The following is a 19986-nucleotide window of genomic DNA, read 5'->3' on the forward strand; positions in this document are numbered from 1 at the left end:
TTTCATGTGTATCTTCATACGCAGGCATCAATACCCGAATATCGTATATATCTCGCCTTGTATTTCTCTTTGCAACTCATACACCACATTACTCAATACATATTCCCCATCATTAACAAAAATCTCAATTAAATTAGGCTCTACAAAAATTTCCAGTTCCGCTTTTTCTCCTCCATATGGAATGGTGCAATGTAGCTTTTTGCTATCTATATGCGTAAATACTAATGAACGATCTGTGCAAATGGCCCCTTTTTCCATAGAAATCTGATAACCGCCGATGTTCAGCCAATCTCCCTCATGAAATGTTTTTTTAATACAAAATGGTTCTCGACTTTCTGGAATTTTCCGGCTAAAGGACTTTTCCAGCAATCCTCTTCTCACGTTTGGATGAACCCGAAATCGAACCTTGCCGTCCTGAACTTCTACTACGCGAGGCAGACTCATCATACCGTTCCAGGGTATAATTTCTTCCACAGCCTTCGGCATACGCATCCAGCCAATCATCACTCTGCGTCCTTCTTCATCCAGATTACTCTGCTGGGCGTAGAAGTCGCCGCCATAGTCGATCAGAGAATAGTTATCTTCCAACATCAACTTCCCTGTTTCCGTATTAAAATCAGCAAAACAATAACCGGAAACAGCCACATATTCCACCTCATCCCCACACTTTACCGGAGTCACCGGACAGCCTGTAAATATGCGATATCCATTGACCTCAAACAAATCCGGGCACTCGATCATATAGCCATAATTCTCCATTCTGCACTGGGAAAGATAACTCCAGTTCTCCCCATCTGGACTGGAATACAGAATTACTCTGCCTGTTTCATGTCTATATGTACTGCCCAAAATCATATAATAAACGCCATTTTCTTCCCATACTTTCGGATCTCTGGTGTCCATGGAATCTGCGATTTCATCATCCCTGACAGCCGGAATAATCTGCTTCTTCCCATTCCAATTGTCGAAGTGGAAACCATCTTCAGATATGATCATAGCCTGGCTTTCCTCGTATCCGCCATCTGCCACATGGATATTTTCATCCTGTTCTTTCAGGTAACGGTTGGCAGTATAGTAAAGATACATTTTACCGTCTTTTTCTACTGCACTTCCAGAAAAAACGCCGTTCCGGTCATAATTTTTCGTAGGAAAAAGAGCTATTTTTTCATGCTGCCACTGCACCAGGTCTGTGCTTACCGCATGTCCCCAATGCATGGTTCCCCACATGGGTGCATAGGGAAAATGCTGGTAAAAGAGATGGTATTTGCCTTCATAATATATAAAACCATTTGGATCATTAATCCAGTTTCCAGGTGCTTTCAAGTGTAAAAAATCCTGTTTCATGACGTGTTTTTCTCCTAAAATCGTATGAATTTTATATTTCTTTAACTCATCTTCAATCTTACTCAATATGCTATAAATGTCATTTTTTAAAGTGTCTTCTGCTTCGTCATTTGTAGTCTTTTTAATAGATAGGGTATCTTTTGAATATAACCCTCTTCCGACTCTTATAATTTCCTTAGAATCAATCAACTAAGAAATTGCGCCAGAAATTTGACCTCGAGTCACTTCTTTCTGACTATTCATATTTATATAATTTCAAAAATCAGTTGCAGTATACATTCCAGGTATCCTAATACACTCTTTTATCATTATTTTTATTTCAGCTGTTGATATTCTCATTCTTTCCCCTTTGTTCAGTTTGAGTATTTTAATGTTCAATTTTATTATATATGTTTATTATTTTTCAAAATGCTACCACGTTTCGTTATTCTTTTCAACATTTTTTCCATACTTATATGCAATTACTTTTGTTTAATCAAACAAGCTATCCGCTACGCAGAGATATCCCCACCCAATTAAGTCATTCGGCAACTTTTCCACTCCTTGCAAGGCTTTTGCACCACGACGGAGATAGGCTTTTAGTTTTTCGCCATAGAGGTAGGGATCTTTTCGGCGGGTGATTCCCCATTCCATAAGGAGGGCGGCTGCACCGGTAACGAAAGGCGTGGAAAAGGAAGTGCCAGTGAAGGATGCATAGCCTCCACCAGAGCGGGGAGCATAGATATCAACACCGGGAGCGACAAGGTCGGGTTTTGGATAGGGGAGGGCACGACAGCCGCGGCCAGAGAAATCAGCATAGGTGTTTTGACGGGCGTCGTAGGCGCCGACGCTGATCACGCGTCTGGCAGTGGCAGGGATTGTAAGGGTTCCCTGAGGACGTGGAAGATAGAAGGCTGTGCCTGGGTTTAGCGTTTTGCCACCTGGAAGCCACAGGAAATATTCCCCGTTTTTTATATTTCTTGCTGCTAAGATTATTTTCCACACACCGCTGTCTACATAGGGGGTTTTCTCATCCTGCGGCAGAAAATCTACATAAATCTCCTGCGTCACATGATACGGTGCCGGTTTTCCATAATAAATCAGAAGTTCCGTATTTCCCGCCTGCCAACGCTGGGCGCCCAGTGTTTCAAAAAGGGGGCCAACACGCTCCCCGGCTGGATGTTCCAGATAGATTTCCATCTCATCTTCGTAATTTTTCCAAAGCTGCACATTTAAGGTAGGCTCAAAGGCACCAACACCAAGTTCAATTTCCTGGATTTCACCTGGCGAAAGCTTTCCTCCGGTATGCAGAGCATCATTTCCATTGTTGCCCATTCCTACACAGATCACATTTTTCCCCATGCCGGACACATTGTCCAGGTAAGTTTCCAGCAGAGAATCGCCTCTGTGTGAGCCATAATTATTTCCAAAGCTTAAATTGATCGCGATTGGTCTTCCAAGCCGTATAGCCTGCCGAACCAGATAATCTACACCTTGCATCAGCTCTGTAGTTCTTGGAAAAGAGTCCTGTCTTGGAATACCCATTTTCACAACCAGAAGGTCACTTTCATATGCCACACCCCGGTTCACTGCCCCACGGGAAAAATCGCTGCCAGCTGCCACTCCAAGCACAGCGGTTCCATGACCGCTTCCATCTTCAGACGGAACAAGGCGCCGCCCCTCCTGCACAGAGAGGGACAACGCCTCATTGATTTCCTCATTGGTATATTCAGTTCCTGTTGCATAGCCCTCCGGGGGATTACCGGGAATGCTCTGATCCCACAAACGCAGAATCCTGGACTTTCCATCTGCTGTAAGAAATGCAGGATGCCTGTAATCCACCCCGGAATCCACAATTCCGATCAACACGCCGCGCCCTGTCAGCTGCAGATTCCCCGGTTCATCGCGCTGTACCTGGGTAATACAGCTTGCCTCTTTTGAAAAAAGATCTTCAAAATACAGACGGGTGGGCTTTTCTATAAATTCTATCTGGGGACGTCGGGAATATTCTTCCAGCATACTTTCAGGAAGCGTCACAATGGCATACCCGCCAAGGAGAGGAACCACGGAAATTCCGGATCCACCAAGCAACGCCTCAACAGAATCACCCATTTCACTATACTTCACAATAATTTCCCACTTTCGTGTCTGCTTCTCATACCCCACATTCAGATTTCGGGATTTCTCTCTTTCCTCTTCTGTGGCATCCAGCGCAAGGTTCAAAAGATTATCCAGCTTCTGATCTGGCATATTTCCTCCATTTTGCAGCATATGCATACTCAGAATATACTTATCTTTAATTTACGCCAACCCGTTTTAAATAATACCTCAGCCTTCCTATTATATTTCAGAGCGTGTTTGAAAATCATTCCCACCATCTGTACTCCCTGCTTTATGGAATTTTTTTGCAGAAAGCCTTTTTCAAACACGTTCTAAACCCTCTGTAGATTTTCAAATACCAGTTATTTTTCCTCTACTTTCACCTTTTTCAGCAGAAAAATCATCACCAGCAGCACCACTGGGAAAATCAGTCCTACGCCCATACCCACGCGGATATTATCTCCTGCATTCTGTGTGACACGGCCCACGATTCCAGGGCCTATGCTGCCTCCAAGGTCTCCTGCCATGGCAAGAAGGGCAAACATGGCAGTTCCACCTGCCGGAAATTTCTTAGAGGAAATACTGATGGTTCCAGGCCACATGATTCCAACAGAAAATCCACAGACAATACAGCCGATCAGTCCTGCTGCCGGATTGGAGGACAGAGATGCAAGAAGATAGCAGAATACGCATAAAATTCCGGAGCCTGCCATAAATTTCATCAAGTCCATTTTATCTCCGTATTTTCCAAAGATCATACGGCTGATTCCCATCGTAATGGCAAACATGCAGGGACCGGCCAGGTCTCCGATGGTCTTTGACAGTCCAAGTGCCGCCTCTGCATAGGCAGATGCCCACTGGGACATGGACAGCTCTGATGCCCCTGAACACACCATCAGACACACGGCAATCCAGAACACAGGCTTACGAAACAGTTCCCTGATTTTCATGCCTTCCCCTTCATCCACCAGATGTTCGATGGGACAGGTGGCAAAGTTGTAAACATTAACGGCCGGAACGATTGCCCACAAAACTGCCAGCCACTTCCAGCTGTCCATTCCAAAAACTGCGAAAAACAGGGTGGAAACTGCAATGGTTCCCACAGAGCCCCAGCAGTAGAAGGAATGAAGAAGACTCATGGTCGCTTCTTTATTTTTGAAAGGACATGCTTCCATAATAGGACTGCACAGCACTTCAATCAGTCCGCTTCCAACAGCATAAACAATAACACTGATGATAATTCCCATAAAAGGATCTGGCAAAAGCTCCGGAAGAAATGCCAGCCCCACCAGTCCTAAAGCGGAACTGATCTCAGAGGTTACAATGCACACGCGATATCCGATTTTGTCCACAAATCGGGCACAAAACAAGTCAACCAGCAACTGGGTAAAGAAAAAGCAGGTGGAGATCAGTGCAATATTTCCAAGGGAAATATGATAATCTGTGTGAAATTTCAGAAACAGCAAAGGTGCAAAATTTGCTGCTATAGCCTGGGTGATAAAGCCCATATAACAGGCTCGTTTGGTTTTCTGGTAATTTGGCATGATTGGTTCTCCTTTTTTTCTTCTTTAAAGAAGATTTTTGTCTTATTGGATTATATTATATTTAAATGTGTTTTTCATTGGATTATTTCTGATTTTTATTGTATAATATCGTAAAAACATTAATTTTCTATTTTTTCGGGGCACTTCCCAGAGCGGTTCGAAAAAGGTTTTCTGCAAAATATACCGCAAAGTGGGACGAGCAGATTGCGGGAATGATTTTCAAACAGGCTCCAGGTCTCGATTTGAGGATAAACAAGATATGAAAGAAACCAACGTATATACCAAAATTATTACCGACGAAAATTTAATGGAGACCATTCCCCACGGAAGCCAGGACTATCCCTTTCGCTACTATTATGAGCATTTAGCCCAATTTGATTTTAACTGCATAGACTGGCACTGGCATACGGAGCTGGAATTTGTGTATATTCAATCCGGAACCGTAACTGCATGGATTGGGGAAAAACAGCTGGAGCTGCCAGCTGACAGCGGCATTTTTATTAATTCCAAATTCCTTCACCGTTTTTCCTCTCCTGTGGATGCTGTCATCCCAAACTTTCTCTGCATGCCCTCTTTCCTTGCAGCTACAGACAGCTATATCTACCAGAACTATGTAAAGCCTATCGTTACATCGAATATTCCTTTTTGGATTTTTTGCAGAGAGATTTCCTGGCAGGCCAGAGTTCTTGATCTTATGAAGCAGATTTTTTCTGCGCAGACTTCCGGTTCTTCCTGCCATCTTCTGACCTCTGCCCTTATGCAGCAGCTCTGGCTGGAAATATACGAACATACAGACCTTTCCACTTCACCGGAAATCACTGGACAGTTCTCTGTAAACCGCGCAAGGCTCCAGCTGATGATGCAGTTTATTCACGAAAATTACAGAAAAAATCTTTCCTTGGATGAGATTGCTGCACAGTCTATGATCAGTAAAAGCTCTGCCTTAAACCTTTTTCGGCGCTATCTTTACATCACGCCGGTCAATTATCTCATAAACTATCGGCTGAAACAGGCTGCCCTTCTGCTTTCCCATACAGAGAAAAAAGTCAGCACCATTTCAGCCGAAACCGGTTTTCACAATGTAGATTATTTTTGCAGAGCTTTCAAAAAGCACTACCAGGTGACACCTGGGGAATATCGAAAAGAAAAGTGGGATAAATAGCTGTTATTTGTTATTTTTACATTTCGCATTCAGTGCATTCACAACAGCGTCATAAAGCGGTTTCGCCTGCGGTGCAGCCCCAAGCAGCTCTGCCACTTCATAAACACCATATGCGGTTGCATACAGGCGGACTTTCTTTACCTTTTTATCAAGTACAAATGTCTTTCCAAATACCGGGAACGTGTGATCAAGGTAACAGAATCCTTATTCTCCCAGAGACACAGTCTGGCTCATGAGTGGTCACCTCCATCTGGTAATTTATTTAAACTCAGTTTAGCATGTTGCCATATGTAAAACAAGTTAGATCGTCACATAAAGATAATTGAACACCAGCTTTCTCTGATACTCATAATACTTCGCCTTTTTCTTGATCATTTCCATTACAGCACGGTCAACCTCGTCACCGCGAAGGTCGAAGGGATTGTAGGAATTGACATTATCCCGGATCCGCAGGATGCATTCACCGTTGTTATCCATTACTTTTACGGATACATAATATTTCTTATCTGTTTTGCCGATACCAAATTTCATAATATTCAGAAGCAGCTCCTCCACGATCAGATGGATAAAAAAGGACTGTTTAAAATCAAGTTCCCATTCATCGCACAACCCTTCCAGATTCTGGGACATTTTTTCCATACTGCCTTCCCCGATAGGATAATATTCCTCAAAAACCCGGTTGGTAAAGCTGTATTTTTCTTTTATATAATCTTTTATTTTTCCAAATATCTGTATTGCCAAAACCAGCAGCAGGCAAACTCCCTCACTTATCACATACACAAGCGCAAGCCCTACGATTCCCTTTTTCTCAATCAGCAAAAATCCGGCCACCAGCATGAGAATGAAGTTGCGTAAAACAGATAACCCGGAAGCATACCTTGTCTTTCCAATTGTTTGCCAGAAAGATGTCGTTACCACATTCACTCCTGCCAGAGCAACGCTTAATGCATAAATACGAAATGCAGCTGCTGCTGTTTCCAATGCAGGACCATCATTCAGACCGAAGAATATCAGTATGTTTTTTGCCCCGGCTGCAAAAAACAATGCCATAATCATTCCTGCTGCTGCAACAATCCGCAGTCCATCGTGGTACACCGCCAGCATTCCTTTCCAGTCCTTCTCACCACCTAAAATAGAGATAACCGTGGATGCCGCGGCTCCGGCACCGTCAAACATAGCCCCCGGAATGGTACTCATGGTATAAATAACACCAAATACAGCCACAGAAAAAGTGCCATTTTCTGAGTTTCCCTTTAACAGCATAGTATTAAACACCAGCATAACCACCGCCTGAAAAATAAATGCAGAGCCTACGCCAAATCCATTTTCCACATATTCTTTGATCTCATTTCCTGTAGGAATGTGAAAATGAAAGCTTAAAAGCGCCTGCTTGTTCCAAAAATGAGTAAGCAGAATCAGAGTTCCTACTGTTTCCGCAATACATAAAGACGCCGAAGCCCCAACCAGTCCCCAGTTCAGCACTTTCATAAATAACAGATCCAGGCTTAAATTGGTGACAATAACGCCAGCAGAAGAAATGGCAGCCAGCTTTGGTGCGCCGTCTGTACGCACTGCTATGGAAAGAATATTATACACTACATAAATCGGGGCAAAAGCAAATACCACAGTCAGATACTGCAGTGCCTGTGGCAAAAGCTCCGGTGTGGCACCAAGCAGACTGCATAATGCGCTGCGAAATACGAGCGATGCTGCTGCGAAAAGCACACCTGTTATCAGTCCTGCACTTAATACGGAGCCGAAAACCCGATTTGCACCTTTCAGATCTGCTTCACCAAGTTTTTTCCCAATTAAGACGCCTGCACCGCCGCCTAAGGTGATTCCCATAAGTAGATAAAGCAGAAATACCGGTGTTGCAATGTTCGCCACAGCCAGGCCGGTACTGCCTATAAAATTTCCTACCAGAGTAGCATCCACAAGGGTGGATACGGTAACCCCAAGAGAAGAACATACTCCCCAGAATAAAAAGGTTCTGTATGCACTTTTTGCATAGTTTGTTTCCATATAATTTTCCTCCTGCCCATCACTTCCCAATAATAAAATTATATCGTTCATTTCTGTTTAAAACAATACTATTTTTATATGAAAGTCAGCTGTTCCGCGCCTATGGCACTCCCACAGCTGCCGACCGCATTCGTAATCCGGGCTATCGCCCTACTTACTCATACGGTCTAGCCCGTCCGATACCCAAGAATTCGCTGATGCAAGCATGGCTCATTCTTGGTTGCCGTCCAGGACTTTCATAGCAAATAAAAAAACGAGCCATCCTCCACAAACGCAGATTCCTGCATTCATGGTTCGGACGGCCCGTGTAATTTTACCGAATAAAGTAAGTCCCCTGCTGGGGTTGCGAATATCCGCTTGACTTTTTAGATTTCAGCTAATTTCAGCAGATCCGGAATCTTGGACTCCCAGCCAAGTGCCATGATATGAACACCCTGGCAGTATGGCTTGCACTCTTTGATAATACGTGCAGCGATCTCAACACCGGTAATTCCAGCTTTTGTCTTTTCTTTGTCAGCCTTCAGCTCCTCGATCATCTCATCCGGAACATGAATGCCGGCAACGTTATTATTCATGAATTTCGCCATTCCAGCGGATTTCGGAATAATAATTCCAACCTGTACAGGTTTTCCGAACTGTTTTGCTTTTTCCATAAATTTGATAAATTTCTCCGGCTCAAATACAGCCTGTGTCTGGAAATAGTCAGCGCCTGCTGCAACCTTTCTCTCCATCTTCGCAAGCTGTGCATCAACAGAATCACTGCATGGAGACACGACAGCACCCTTGGAGAATTTCGGAGGCTCTCCAACAAGCTGGTTTCCGCCAAGATCCACACCGGACTCCAGAAGCTTCACTGTGTGAAGAAGGGATACGGAATCAAGGTCGAAGACCGGTTTTGCCTGTGGATGATCACCCATCTTGGTATGGTCACCAGTAAGGCAGAGAATATTGTCAATACCGAACATAGCTGCGCTGAGAAGATCAGACTCCAGAGCGATACGGTTTCTGTCACGGCATGCAAGCTGGAAAATGGGATTCATGCCTGCATCTTTAAGAACCTTACACATTGCAAGAGATCCAAGACGCATAACAGAAGACTGGTTATCTGTTACGTTAACTGCATGAACACCTGTAAGGTATGTTTTTGCTTCTTCTACCAGCTCATCTACATGGATTCCTTTCGGCGGTCCTACTTCTGCTGAAACTGCAAATTCACCACGATCGAATAATTCTTTCATTTTCATATTATATTTGCTCCAATCATTAAAAATTTAGGATTAACCTTTTATTTCACTTCATCATCTGTAGCAAAATTGTGGATCTGTGTCGGGCATTTCAGCACATCAAGGCGTCCAATCTCTTTCAGGCGTCTGTAAATACGCTCCCATCCACACTCCATTTCGCTGTCCACTTCGCATTTTCCATTCTTGGAACCGCCGCACTGACCATTCACAAGGCTCTTGGAACATGCTGTGATCGGGCAGATTCCACCTGTCAGATTCAGATAACACTCACCGCACTGATCGCATTTATATTCTAATGGTGTCACTCCCTGGAAACCAGGTACCGGATATGTATCACAGGCAGCACAGACCATCTTATCTTCCAGATATTCAGAAATTGTCTGCACACCAACACCACAGGAAAATACAAGAACCAGATCTGCTTCCTGAATTTTGATCATATGTTTCTGAAGACGCAGCTCCATGTTCTCCGGATTACAAATATAATCAGTAGTCATAATTCCTGTCACATTTCCCTCAGCGGAAAGCTCCTTCTGAAGTTCAACAGCTTCTTTTTCCGGAAAATGAACCTCTTTACATCCATGACAGTTAATAATGAAAACTTTTTTTCCGGCTGTCAGTGATGTGATTGCTTCTTTTGCTTTTAACTGGGTAATCAACATATCACTTCATCCCCCTTACTGCATTTTTTCCGGCTTTAATACTGTCGATGATCGGAATCTTGGAAGAACAGATATACTGACAGCATCTGCACTCAACACAATCCATAACGTTCATGTCTTTCATGCCCTGCCAGTTCTCATCTTTGGCATATTTTACAAAGTACAGCGGAGACAGTTCCATCGGACAGACATCTACACAGCGTCCGCATTTGATACATGGCTGCTCTTTTGTCTCATCTGTATCAATGGCAATAATTCCGTTGGATCCCTTCATCATAGGAACATCCAGTGTATTCAGTGGGAATCCCATCATTGGTCCGCCCATCTTAACCAGAACATCCTCATCTGTAAATCCACCGCAGTAGTCGATCAACTCTCTTACACTTGTACCAATTTTGATGATAAAGTTTCCAGGATTCTTGATCTTCTCACCTGTAACAGTTGCAACACGCTCAATCAGAGGCATTCCTGTCTGGATCGCATCTGAAATTGCCTTTACTGTACTGATATTATCTACTACAACACCAACATCTGCCGGAAGACCGCCGCTTGGAACAATTCTGCCCATAACACGCTTGATCAGAGTTTTCTCAGCGCCCTGTGGGTATTTGGTTCTGGCAACAAATACTTCCATATCTCCGATATTGGCAACTTTTTCCTGCATTAATTCAATGGCATCCTGCTTGTTATCCTCAATAACAATGATACCCTTCTGGGCACCGGTTGTCTTAAGAACTGCTCGCAGACCAAAAATAATATCATCTGCATACTCAAGAAGTACTCTGTGATCTGCTGTCAAAAGCGGTTCACATTCGCATCCATTGAGAAGGATGGTATCAACTGGTTTCGCCGGTTTCAGCTTGACACAGGTCGGGAAACCTGCACCACCCATACCAACGATTCCTGCTTCACGAATGATATCAATGATTTCATCCTGAGTAAGCTTGTCAAGGTCTCCATGTGGCTGTACGGATTCGTGCAGAGTATTTTTTCCATCCGATTCAATAACAACAGCCATCACTTCACTGCCTCTTGTGCCGTGCATACGAGGTTCAACAGCAACTACCGTTCCGCTTACGCTGGAATGTACAGGAGCGCTGATAAATCCAGCAGCTTCGCCGATCTTCTGACCGACTTTTACTGTATCACCAACCTGAACGATGGGATTCGCCGGAGCACCCAGATGCTGAGACATGGAAATTACAACTGTCTTCGGATCCGGGAACTTCTTAAGAGCAATGTGCTCACTGAATTCCTTGCGCTCTGACGGATGAACACCGCCATAGTAACCATCTAATCTGTTTTCTCTGATTGATTTCACATAATCGTTGATCACCTTGAAATTAACCTTGGAGAAATCACGAACCTGTACGGGCTGATTGAGGAATTCTTCCAGACGTCCCTGTTTCGCCAGTCTCTGGTAAATTTTCTCCCATGCGCAGTCCTTATTGGGATCTACTTCGCATTTTCCATTCTTTGCTCCACCGCACTGACCATTCACAAGACTCTTGGAACAGTCAACGATGGGACAGACACCACCGGTAATATTCAGATAACACTGTGCACATGCATCACAGCTCTTCTTGGTAAGTGCCATGCCATGATGACCTCTGTAGTTAAGGGTATTGCTTGCAGCAACAACCGGCTTACCTGCCAGATCTGCAACAGTCTGAATACCAAGGCCACAGGAAATTACTACCACATTCTCTGTTCCTTCCGGAAGCAGGTCCTGCAATTTTCTTTCTGTGTGCATTTTGTTGCATAAGAAATCAACTTTCGCATTACCTGTGACCGTCTTTCCCTGTTCTTTGGCAAACTTCAGGAATTCATCGCAATCCGGTTCCTCAACCGTCTCAAATTCCTTAAAGCACTTATTACAGGCAATCACAAACAGGTTGTCCTTGCCGTTCAGCACTGATGCAAGCTCATCACTGCTTTTCAGCTTGTACTTAGTATAATTTTCCAATTGCTCACCTTCCTTATAATAGAAATTATATTCTTATACTATCTGTTCTTATCCGTTCCCTCCACAAAAAAACTTATAAAAGCAGATAAATAAGTTACTGTTTTTCCTTTATAATTTAACACAAACTGACTATTTTATCCAGTCTTTGTGACTATTCTGCCTTCAAATTATCTACAAAAATTCTAAAAAGCCAAAAAAGACGTTCTCTTTCTTCGCCAGAAAAGAAAACGTCTCATTCTTTATAAACTATTTATCTGTTACCGCATTCTACGCATTACCGCCACATTCCCCGCCTTTTCCGAATGGTATAATACATACTGTTCTCCATGGCCATAACCTTCTGAAGAGGCACGCTTTTGAATACGGGCATTTTCATCTTGTATTTGATCCAGAAGAAGGAGTAAATACCAAGCATCAGGAAGGTAATGCCGGTTACCAGCCAGATCATGTTCCGCTCTACAGGATCTGTAGAAATATTCAGAATCATATATACTGTTCCACAGATTCCGATAATTGGGAAAAGAGGACCACAGGGAACCTTGAAGGAACGAGGTGCCTTTGGAAGTCTTTTTCGCAAAATCAGTACATCAATATGAGCCAGTATGTAAGAGATCATCCAGAAAACAGAGCCAACCAGGATCAGGAAGGAAATGGCATCTGATGAGCCATCACTGAGGGCTGCGAATACGAAAATAAATGCACTTACAAATACAACTCCGAAATACGGAACCCCATGTTTATTTGTTTTTGCAAAAACACGAGGCATCATGTTCATTTTCGCCATTCCCTGACAGATTCCTGCCAGACCGTTTACTGTAGAATTCTGGGTACTTACAACTGCGAGTGCCGAGACAAACGTCATCCACACTTTTCCCGCATTACCAAGAAGATTTCCACCATAAAGCAGGTGTGGTGCAGCGGAATTTTCCAGTTCCGCCCAGGGTGTATAGTTATGGAAACCAAGAACCATCACAGACTGCACCAGACAGATCAGGGCAAGTCCGATCATCATTCCAAGAGGGACATTTCTTCTGGCATTTTTCACATTCTTAGATACCGGTATTACATATTCCGCTCCGATAAACAGCCAGAATGCCACTGCTATGGTGGACACAACACCTTTAAAATCCGTAGCCATACTGTAAGGCTGATGCACCACTTCCCCAGTACCAAGTCCCAGCATACCGATCACTCCAAGGATCAGCATGGAACCGACCAGAAGAAATGCTACCAGATCCTGGATCTTGGCAAACATATCCACACCGTACAGGTTGGCTATCATAACCACTACTGTCATAATGAAGGTGTACATCAGGCTTGGAATCGGCAGATGAATGGTAGATGCCATAGCATAAGCAAAAATAGAAGCCTCAACACCTGATGACATGATATTGCAGATCAAGTATCCGCCTACCATAGAAATCAGTGTCGGAAAAGGTCCCATACAGGCCAGGGTATACTGAGCCAGACCTCCTGTGGTATTTGGCATCAGAGCATTCAGCTCAGAGAGCGATGCCACCGTGGTCATATTTAAAAGACAGGCAATCACCATCGCCCCGATAAATACCACACCAATACTTCCGGCTCCCTGTCCCAGAGAAACCAGACAACTGGTCGCAATAACAAGTCCCACTGAGATGGAAACCACACTTCGCAGTCCCAAAGTTCTGTCCTTTTCTTCCATCCTGAATCACTCTCCTTCATTACTGATCAAATATCGCGCTGCACCGGTCTGAGGGGAATAACGCTGGCGCTTTGTCTGAATAGCTTGCAGAAAGCCTTTTTCAAACACGCTCTATAGTGCATCGATTCCCTCATCGCCAGTTCTCACACGGATCACGTTTGTAATATCATAAACAAAAATCTTTCCGTCACCAATATGTCCTGTATAAAGCTCCTGTTTGATCAGCTCCACGATCTCCGGCACCCTGGACTTCTCTACAACCACCGCAATCTGCTGCTTCGGAAGCAGCTCCATCTCATAGTTTTCATCCACTTCATATTCCTTAGTGCCTTTCTCAATACCGCATCCCAGCACCTGTGTCACTGTCATTCCGCGAACGCCAGCCTTGCTCAAAGCAGATTTCAATCCGTTAAATTTTGACATTCCTGTGATAATCTCAATTCTTGATAATTCCATAACAATCATCCTCCAGCCAGATTAATATCTTTATCCTCTATTCCCGTTATCTTTCATCCTAAAATTGGAATTTTAAACTCTCTATTCTATTTTCCCCGCTGCTAAGTTCTTACTTCTGTCCTTCGCCGCCAGATACTTTTTATATTTCTCCGGTGTGGTCCCTGCAAAAGCCCGGAAATCCTTCAGCATATGAGACTGGTCATAATACCCGCAGTTCAGAGCCGTCTCCTCACTTCCCGCCTGCTCTGGCGACTTGGTAATTTCTCCCAGAAAAGCCTGAAAACGGATAAACCGCTCAAACTCTTTGGGCGAGATCCCATGGATTTCCTTAAACACTCTGCGGATGTAACACTCAGAATATCCTGTCTCACGGCTTAGCATCTGAATGGAAATATTTCCATCTGTAGCGTAAATCCTCTGCCGCATATATTCTTCCAGAACATGTGCAGAATCCTTTGAATGATTTCCCTGATTGCTAGAAAGATACTGCATCAGGATCTGCGCCCTCTGCTTCACATCCGCCGCCTCCGCCAGGCACTCCGTAAGTCCGCTTCCATACTCATTCCGGTCGATCTCCATGTCTGCATTTACCACTTCTTTTATGGAAAGAGATTTTGGCAAAATACATTTTCCTGGCAAAAATCTTGCCCCAAAATAATATCTACCATCATCAAACTCCCAGTTCTTTGCCTTCAGCACCGTTCCACCAACCAGAACTTTTACATCTTTTTCTCCAATTCCAAAAACAAGATCTGTGCTCCCATCTGGAACTGCCCGAAAATTCCCTGAGTTTCCATTTTTTACATTAAATTCATAAAAACTGGAAATTCCCATTCTTCTGTTCAATAATTCCTGATAATCTTCCGCATCCAGTGTCAGATAAGGCTGCACCGGGGTTACGATTTTCTTGTCTTCCATAGGCTCAGCTCCTGAAATTCACCGCTATGGAGCCTTTCCTCACGCCATCTCCGGTTTGTCCCACAGCGGTAATTTTATTCCGATGCCAAGCTTCACTGCATTGCGATAAACGGTTCCCCCCCAGGCAATGTCCTCAACTGGCATGCCTCCTACAGAATATACAATAATCTCGTCATCACTTGTTCTTCCCGGATGTCTCTTCTCAATAATGTCTGTAATGTCGATAATATCCTCTGCCTCAATTTTTCCATCATGCTTCAGGTCTGTGAACTTGGTTCCGATGATCTGAACCTGCGGATAGGTAGGATAAGGATACTCTTCCTCCCAGGCCTCATAAAGCTTGGAGTTATCTACCACCAGCTTACAGCCTGCAAGAAAATCATCGTCAAATCTTGCAGCTGACGGCATACTGACCAGCGCGCCCTTTTTGATCCAGTCTCCGTTAATATAAGGGAAGGAAGAAACATCATCGCGGACAGTTGTGGTAAAGCTGATGATATCACTGTCCTTTACTGCTTCCTCCACAGAATCACAGATCTCAATATTTTTGATCTGAGGTAGCTCCTCCCTGATAAACCTGGTAAAAGCATCCAGAGACCGCTGGCTTCTTCCCTTTATTTTTACCGTATCCAGGTTCGGGCAGACACTGACGAAAGCTGCCAGAGATGTTTTTCCCATAACACCAGGTCCGATAATGGACACTACCCTGGAGTCTTTACGCGCCAGATATTTCGCGCCAACTCCAGGAATTCCACCGGTACGGTAAGCGCTTACCAGATTTGCTGACATCAGCGCCAGTGGAGCACCAGTATCCTTATCGTTCAGCATCATCATAAGAATAGATCTGGGCAATCCCACTTTCTTGTTCTCTACATTGGAACCATACCATTTCATTCCAGCCATCTGATAACTGCCGCCCAGGTACGCCGGCATTGCCATAAATCTTCTGTCATCTGCATTCTTCGGCATTCCTGGAAACTGTGGATCATCCGGGAACATGATCATGCAGCCATGGGAATTATGATTAGCACCTCCCATTACATAGTCGCCTTTATATAATGTAATCAAAAGATCCTCCATCACATCCACGCAGGATTTCATATCCTTCACACCTGCTTTGATCATATCCGGTTCACTTAAATATAAAAAATCAATTTTAGCATCCATATCCATGTCTCCCTTCTGAGTCTGTAGCTGTCAAATATATACTCATCCAGGAGCCGCTTTATTTCGCTTGGCTTCGCTAGGATGGAGTATAGCACATCTTTTTATTTTTGTACACTAGCATTTTAACGTGTGAAATTTTTAGCTTATTTTAAATTGCGGCATGAAACCTATCATACCTGAACGCTGACAGATCCAACGTTGTCTCCTCTTCCAGTGCCGTCTCCGCCAGCAATTTTCCCACAATCGGTGAAATTCCAAATCCATGTCCGGTAAATGCACAGGCCACGATCAGCCCCGGTACCTCGTCCACATTTCCCAGAACCGGTACACCGTCAATGCAAACATCCTCATAACCAGCCCAGGTCCTTACAATCTTTGCATTTGCCAGCTTCGGGATATACTTCATAATTCCACGGCAGATACAAGGAGCTGTAATCCCCGAAGTCATATTATGTCCATTATCTTTATTCACTGTTTCAAATCCGGAAGCTCCGCCGAATACAAAAGAGCCATGGTCTGTCTGGTGTCCGTAGAAATCTGCATCCGCAGTACCAAGCATCTGACCAAACATTTTCGGCTCTGCCTCTGTAACCAGCGCCTCGATCAGATCATTTGACATTGGAACATCAATTCCCACAGTACCAAGAAGCTTCCTGCTGGCATAACCAGCCGCCACAATTACCTTATCGCCCTCGTAAACGTTTTTCTGCGTAACAACCTTTCTCAGCTTTCCCTTCACCTTCTGAAGCTCCACAACTTCTTCCCCGGTGAAAAACTGAACGCCCAGTCTCCTTGCTGCCCTGTAATAGCCCAGAGTGGTCAGAAGAGGGTTTGCATGTCCGTCTGTAGCGCACCAGCTGGCTCCAATTACCTCATCACTTAAGAAAGGATTGATTTCCCGAACCTCTTTTCCATCGATCATTTTTACATCCAGCCCACAGGCAGTTGCCCGGTCTGTAAGCCCCTGGAGGATTTCCATATGACGAGCTGTTTTTCCAAGCCGCAGGTTGCCCTCTTTGTGATATTCCACATTGATTCCAAGCTCCTCTGAAAGAACCGGCCACATATTTTTCACTGCATACATGGCAAGTGGCAACTCCCTTGGATCTCGGCCTGACTGGCGGACACCGCCTCCATTTCTGGCAGAACCGCCATTTCCAATACTCTCATCACGGTCAAGGACGATTACGGAAGTCCCCTTTTGGGCCAGATAATAGGCTGTAGCACATCCAATTACGCCGCTTCCCACAATGATCACATCTGCTGTCTTACTCATCGTCCTCACCTTCCTTTGCGTAAATTTTCATCTCTAAGGGTCTCATGGGAGCTCTTGAGGTTGCCGGTTCCAGAAGTGCCGGGGAAACTCCAAGCTCTGCCGCCACGATCCTCTTTACCAGCTTGGCACAGGTCTGTCCCTGGCAAAGCCCCATTCCACAGCGGAGATATCTTCTGATCTCTGTGATGGTAAACATTCCATCGTGAACTGCTCTTCTGATTTCTCCTTTTGTTACTTCCTCACATCTGCATATAATTCTGTCATCGTCAGGCTCCGGGACGTATTCTCCCAGCTGAACGGTTCTGTCATAAATACTTTCCATCATACAATCCCTCCGCCTTATTTTGCTCTGTAAAATCTGGCCTTCATTGCCATATCTGCCGGAACCTTTATGGTAAGAAGATTGGTATGGTCAAAGGCTTTCGCACTCTTTACCGATATCACCTCTGCCTCACAAACCGACTGACCGTTTCTTCCAAGTCCCAGTCCTTTTTCCCCTTTTTCCGGCAAAGGAAGAAATTCATAAGGAATGGTGACTGTGGCAAAACCAGGTTCAAAGGTTTCGTCTACCAGGAAGATGGCCTGTCCTGAACAGGAGGCTACACACATTCCGCATCCAACACATGTGGCGTTTTCCTCCACAGCCGGAAGGGAGGTAATATGTGCCCCAATCTTAATGCAGTGCTTTGGACATGCATCCTGACAGGGGTTGCAGGGAATGTTCTGTGTGCATTCCATCACCGGATGAACGCCTGCTCTGTGGGTAACTCCCGGAAAGCGTTCAATTTCCTCATCTGCCACATAGCCTTTTGTGAGAAGATTCATGGAAACATCGATTCCCTCTTCTGTCTTTTCGATCAGCCTGCCTCTGTTCTTAGGGGCAAACATGCCTTGGCGAAGTCCGTCAAGGGCTGCCTCGTTTACCTTTGCCCCTTCTTCCAGTTCTGCCTCCTCTATGTAGCCAAGATATCTGGAAGCTGCAATTCCAGCAATTCTTCCCTCGATCATAGCGGAGCTTGCTTCCTCGATTCCGGATACATCGCCCGCTACGAAAATTCCTTTAATGGAGGTCTCCCCATACTCATCTACGATTGGCACCTGGCCACCGCGCTTCGGATTATCTTCCATCTCACAGCCGGCCATTTTTAACAGCTGTGACATTGGGGAAAGACCAACTGCCAGGCAAATGGTATCCACGTCGAAATGCTTTTCTGTTCCTGGAATAAACTGAAAATGATTGTCAACTTCCGCAATCGTTACACCTGTCACATGATCTTTTCCTTCTGCTTTCACAATGGTATGGGAAAGGTAAAATGGAACTCCCGTTCTGGCAACCTTTGCAGCATGTACGCCATAACCTCCGATTCTCGGTGCCGCGTCAACCAATGCAACCACATCACAGCCACACTGTTTCAGCTGGAAGCTGACAACCAGACCAACATTTCCGCTTCCCAGCATCAGGATCCGGTTTCCAGGCTTTACACCGTGAAGGTTCATCATGGTCTGTGCGGCTCCTGCTCCAATCACACCCGGAAGCGTCCAGCCCTCGAAGGTAACCATATTTTCTGCTGCTCCTGTGGCAATAATAATGGCATCTCCTTTATAATGGAAAATTTCTTCTCCCTTTTTTACCACGATTTCTTTGTCCTGATACATTCCAATGACTGTGGAATTCAGTTCTACATCAACACCTGCCTTAGCCGCCTCTGCAAGAAGCTCTTCACCGATTACAAAGCCTCTGATCTTCGCCTTATGCTCTTTGGAGCCAAAAAATTTATGGATCTGCTTAAACAGCTGTCCTCCAGGCTTTTCATTCTCATCAAATACAACTACCTTCAATCCTCTTTTTGCTGCCTCAATTGCCGCTGACAGACCAGACGGGCCTGCGCCAACTACGATCAAATCATATCTTTTCATCTTGTCTGTCCTCCTGTTTTCTGTTCCTCAAATGGCTCTGCCGATACACCATATTGTGTCTGAACCTTCATTCCTGCCTTCAGCGGGGTTACACAGGTTCTCACGTTTGGAACTCCGTCCACAACCATAACACAGTCTGTGCAGCGGCCAATTGCACAAAAGATTCCTCGAGGCGTATGCTCCTTCTTCGTGTAACGGTGAATCAAAATTCCCGCCGCTTTTAATGCCGCTGCGATTGGTTCCCCTTCATACCCCTGAATCTTCTGACCATCATATGTGAAATTTACTAATCTTCCCTTCTGCGGTACTCCTAAAATCGGATGCTCTGTAATACGTGTACCCATGGTATTTCCCCCTTTTTTGATAGACGGACAAATCTGCTGTCCGGGACTTTCTTCGCCAAAAAGGCGCCTGCAAAATAAATTGCAGACGCCTTTGTCTTTTACGTTGTTGGTTCTTTTTCTTAAGTTGTTCGTATTATAGTTTATGGGAATGGATATGTATTGTAAAAAACGATACTATTTTTACAAAATCATCTGAAGATA

At 44.5% G+C, this 19986-nt stretch carries 17 protein-coding genes; 2 read left to right on the forward strand and 15 right to left on the reverse strand.

The genetic code is table 11. From position 1 onward, the window contains the following. Positions 1 to 27: 27 nt before the first annotated feature. From LIZ66_RS03975 to LIZ66_RS03985, 3 genes are all read right to left on the reverse strand, one after another. Complete coding sequence (locus LIZ66_RS03975; RefSeq protein WP_173771532.1) at positions 28 to 1344, reverse strand: glycoside hydrolase family 32 protein; 1317 nt, start codon at positions 1342 to 1344, stop codon at positions 28 to 30. Between the two features lie 471 nt (positions 1345 to 1815). Beyond that, positions 1816 to 3573: a S8 family peptidase gene (locus LIZ66_RS03980; RefSeq protein WP_173771534.1), complete on the reverse strand. Its 1758-nt coding sequence runs from the start codon at positions 3571 to 3573 to the stop codon at positions 1816 to 1818. Positions 3574 to 3785: 212 nt separating this feature from the next. Further along, positions 3786 to 4967, reverse strand: a complete 1182-nt coding sequence (locus LIZ66_RS03985) for an MFS transporter (RefSeq protein ID WP_118580427.1) — start codon at positions 4965 to 4967, stop codon at positions 3786 to 3788. 98 nt (positions 4968 to 5065) lie between these two features. On the opposite strand from LIZ66_RS03985, the gene LIZ66_RS19780 reads away from it, so the two are divergent. Beyond that, entirely contained in the window at positions 5066 to 5230 is a 165-nt protein-coding gene (locus tag LIZ66_RS19780; RefSeq protein ID WP_368072602.1) for a DUF6783 domain-containing protein, read from the forward strand. Then, complete coding sequence (locus LIZ66_RS03990; RefSeq protein WP_148461043.1) at positions 5227 to 6129, forward strand: AraC family transcriptional regulator; 903 nt, start codon at positions 5227 to 5229, stop codon at positions 6127 to 6129. The genes LIZ66_RS19780 and LIZ66_RS03990 overlap by 4 nt, the downstream gene beginning before the upstream one ends. A 300-nt stretch (positions 6130 to 6429) precedes the next feature. On the opposite strand, the gene LIZ66_RS03995 is transcribed toward LIZ66_RS03990, so the two are convergent. The 12 genes from LIZ66_RS03995 to LIZ66_RS04050 all read right to left on the reverse strand — a co-directional run bounded on the left by LIZ66_RS03995 (position 6430) and on the right by LIZ66_RS04050 (position 19785). After that, the gene (locus LIZ66_RS03995; protein WP_173771536.1) at positions 6430 to 8151 is read right to left on the reverse strand and encodes an MATE family efflux transporter; all 1722 of its coding nucleotides are present in this window, start codon (positions 8149 to 8151) and stop codon (positions 6430 to 6432) included. 365 nt (positions 8152 to 8516) lie between these two features. Continuing rightward, on the reverse strand, positions 8517 to 9395 hold the full coding sequence (locus LIZ66_RS04000) for a methylenetetrahydrofolate reductase (RefSeq protein WP_118071790.1): 879 nt from the start codon (positions 9393 to 9395) through the stop codon (positions 8517 to 8519). A 41-nt stretch (positions 9396 to 9436) separates the two neighbouring features. After that, positions 9437 to 10057, reverse strand: coding sequence for a methylenetetrahydrofolate reductase C-terminal domain-containing protein (locus LIZ66_RS04005; RefSeq protein WP_195379621.1), 621 nt, complete (start codon positions 10055 to 10057; stop codon positions 9437 to 9439). A gap of 1 nt (position 10058) precedes the next feature. Further along, complete coding sequence (gene rsxC / locus LIZ66_RS04010) at positions 10059 to 12023, reverse strand: electron transport complex subunit RsxC (RefSeq protein WP_195379620.1); 1965 nt, start codon at positions 12021 to 12023, stop codon at positions 10059 to 10061. Between the two features lie 274 nt (positions 12024 to 12297). Then, a complete protein-coding gene (locus LIZ66_RS04015) occupies positions 12298 to 13707 on the reverse strand; it encodes an APC family permease (protein WP_195379619.1) in 1410 nt (469 codons plus the stop codon). Between the two features lie 111 nt (positions 13708 to 13818). Then, complete coding sequence (locus LIZ66_RS04020; RefSeq protein ID WP_195379618.1) at positions 13819 to 14163, reverse strand: P-II family nitrogen regulator; 345 nt, start codon at positions 14161 to 14163, stop codon at positions 13819 to 13821. A gap of 81 nt (positions 14164 to 14244) precedes the next feature. Continuing rightward, positions 14245 to 15081 carry a helix-turn-helix domain-containing protein gene (locus tag LIZ66_RS04025; RefSeq protein WP_195379617.1) on the reverse strand — a complete coding sequence of 279 codons (837 nt, stop codon included), beginning with the start codon at positions 15079 to 15081 and terminating at the stop codon, positions 14245 to 14247. Positions 15082 to 15120: 39 nt separating this feature from the next. Further along, on the reverse strand, positions 15121 to 16248 hold the full coding sequence (locus tag LIZ66_RS04030; protein WP_195379616.1) for a tyramine oxidase subunit B: 1128 nt from the start codon (positions 16246 to 16248) through the stop codon (positions 15121 to 15123). A gap of 148 nt (positions 16249 to 16396) precedes the next feature. Further along, the gene (locus LIZ66_RS04035; RefSeq protein WP_195699566.1) at positions 16397 to 17524 is read right to left on the reverse strand and encodes an NAD(P)/FAD-dependent oxidoreductase; all 1128 of its coding nucleotides are present in this window, start codon (positions 17522 to 17524) and stop codon (positions 16397 to 16399) included. Continuing rightward, on the reverse strand, positions 17517 to 17849 hold the full coding sequence (locus tag LIZ66_RS04040) for a (2Fe-2S)-binding protein (RefSeq protein ID WP_330634116.1): 333 nt from the start codon (positions 17847 to 17849) through the stop codon (positions 17517 to 17519). Before LIZ66_RS04040 ends, LIZ66_RS04035 begins: the two co-directional genes overlap by 8 nt. A 14-nt stretch (positions 17850 to 17863) precedes the next feature. Beyond that, on the reverse strand, positions 17864 to 19441 hold the full coding sequence (locus LIZ66_RS04045; protein WP_195699567.1) for an FAD-dependent oxidoreductase: 1578 nt from the start codon (positions 19439 to 19441) through the stop codon (positions 17864 to 17866). Beyond that, positions 19438 to 19785 (reverse strand): (2Fe-2S)-binding protein, encoded by a 348-nt coding sequence (locus LIZ66_RS04050; RefSeq protein WP_118580398.1) that lies wholly within the window; start codon positions 19783 to 19785, stop codon positions 19438 to 19440. Before LIZ66_RS04050 ends, LIZ66_RS04045 begins: the two co-directional genes overlap by 4 nt. Between the last annotated feature and the right edge of the window lie 201 nt (positions 19786 to 19986).

Origin of the sequence: Blautia faecis (genome assembly GCF_020554845.1) — a bacterium.
Taxonomy (GTDB): Bacteria; Bacillota; Clostridia; order Lachnospirales; family Lachnospiraceae; genus Blautia_A; species Blautia_A faecis.

Bases quoted from the DNA above. Each gene is read 5' to 3' on its own strand.
- LIZ66_RS04020 (WP_195379618.1), bottom strand. From the start codon at position 14,163: ATGGAATTATCAAGAATTGAGATTATCACAGGAATGTCAAAATTTAAC.
- LIZ66_RS03990 (WP_148461043.1), top strand. From the start codon at position 5,227: ATGAAAGAAACCAACGTATATACCAAAATTATTACCGACGAAAATTTA.
- LIZ66_RS04030 (WP_195379616.1), bottom strand. From the start codon at position 16,248: ATGGATGCTAAAATTGATTTTTTATATTTAAGTGAACCGGATATGATC.
- LIZ66_RS04045 (WP_195699567.1), bottom strand. From the start codon at position 19,441: ATGAAAAGATATGATTTGATCGTAGTTGGCGCAGGCCCGTCTGGTCTG.
- LIZ66_RS04040 (WP_330634116.1), bottom strand. From the start codon at position 17,849: ATGATGGAAAGTATTTATGACAGAACCGTTCAGCTGGGAGAATACGTC.
- LIZ66_RS04025 (WP_195379617.1), bottom strand. From the start codon at position 15,081: ATGGAAGACAAGAAAATCGTAACCCCGGTGCAGCCTTATCTGACACTG.
- LIZ66_RS03985 (WP_118580427.1), bottom strand. From the start codon at position 4,967: ATGCCAAATTACCAGAAAACCAAACGAGCCTGTTATATGGGCTTTATC.
- LIZ66_RS03995 (WP_173771536.1), bottom strand. From the start codon at position 8,151: ATGGAAACAAACTATGCAAAAAGTGCATACAGAACCTTTTTATTCTGG.
- LIZ66_RS03975 (WP_173771532.1), bottom strand. From the start codon at position 1,344: ATGAAACAGGATTTTTTACACTTGAAAGCACCTGGAAACTGGATTAAT.
- LIZ66_RS04015 (WP_195379619.1), bottom strand. From the start codon at position 13,707: ATGGAAGAAAAGGACAGAACTTTGGGACTGCGAAGTGTGGTTTCCATC.
- LIZ66_RS04005 (WP_195379621.1), bottom strand. From the start codon at position 10,057: ATGTTGATTACCCAGTTAAAAGCAAAAGAAGCAATCACATCACTGACA.
- LIZ66_RS04000 (WP_118071790.1), bottom strand. From the start codon at position 9,395: ATGAAAATGAAAGAATTATTCGATCGTGGTGAATTTGCAGTTTCAGCA.
- LIZ66_RS04035 (WP_195699566.1), bottom strand. From the start codon at position 17,524: ATGAGTAAGACAGCAGATGTGATCATTGTGGGAAGCGGCGTAATTGGA.
- LIZ66_RS03980 (WP_173771534.1), bottom strand. From the start codon at position 3,573: ATGCCAGATCAGAAGCTGGATAATCTTTTGAACCTTGCGCTGGATGCC.
- LIZ66_RS04050 (WP_118580398.1), bottom strand. From the start codon at position 19,785: ATGGGTACACGTATTACAGAGCATCCGATTTTAGGAGTACCGCAGAAG.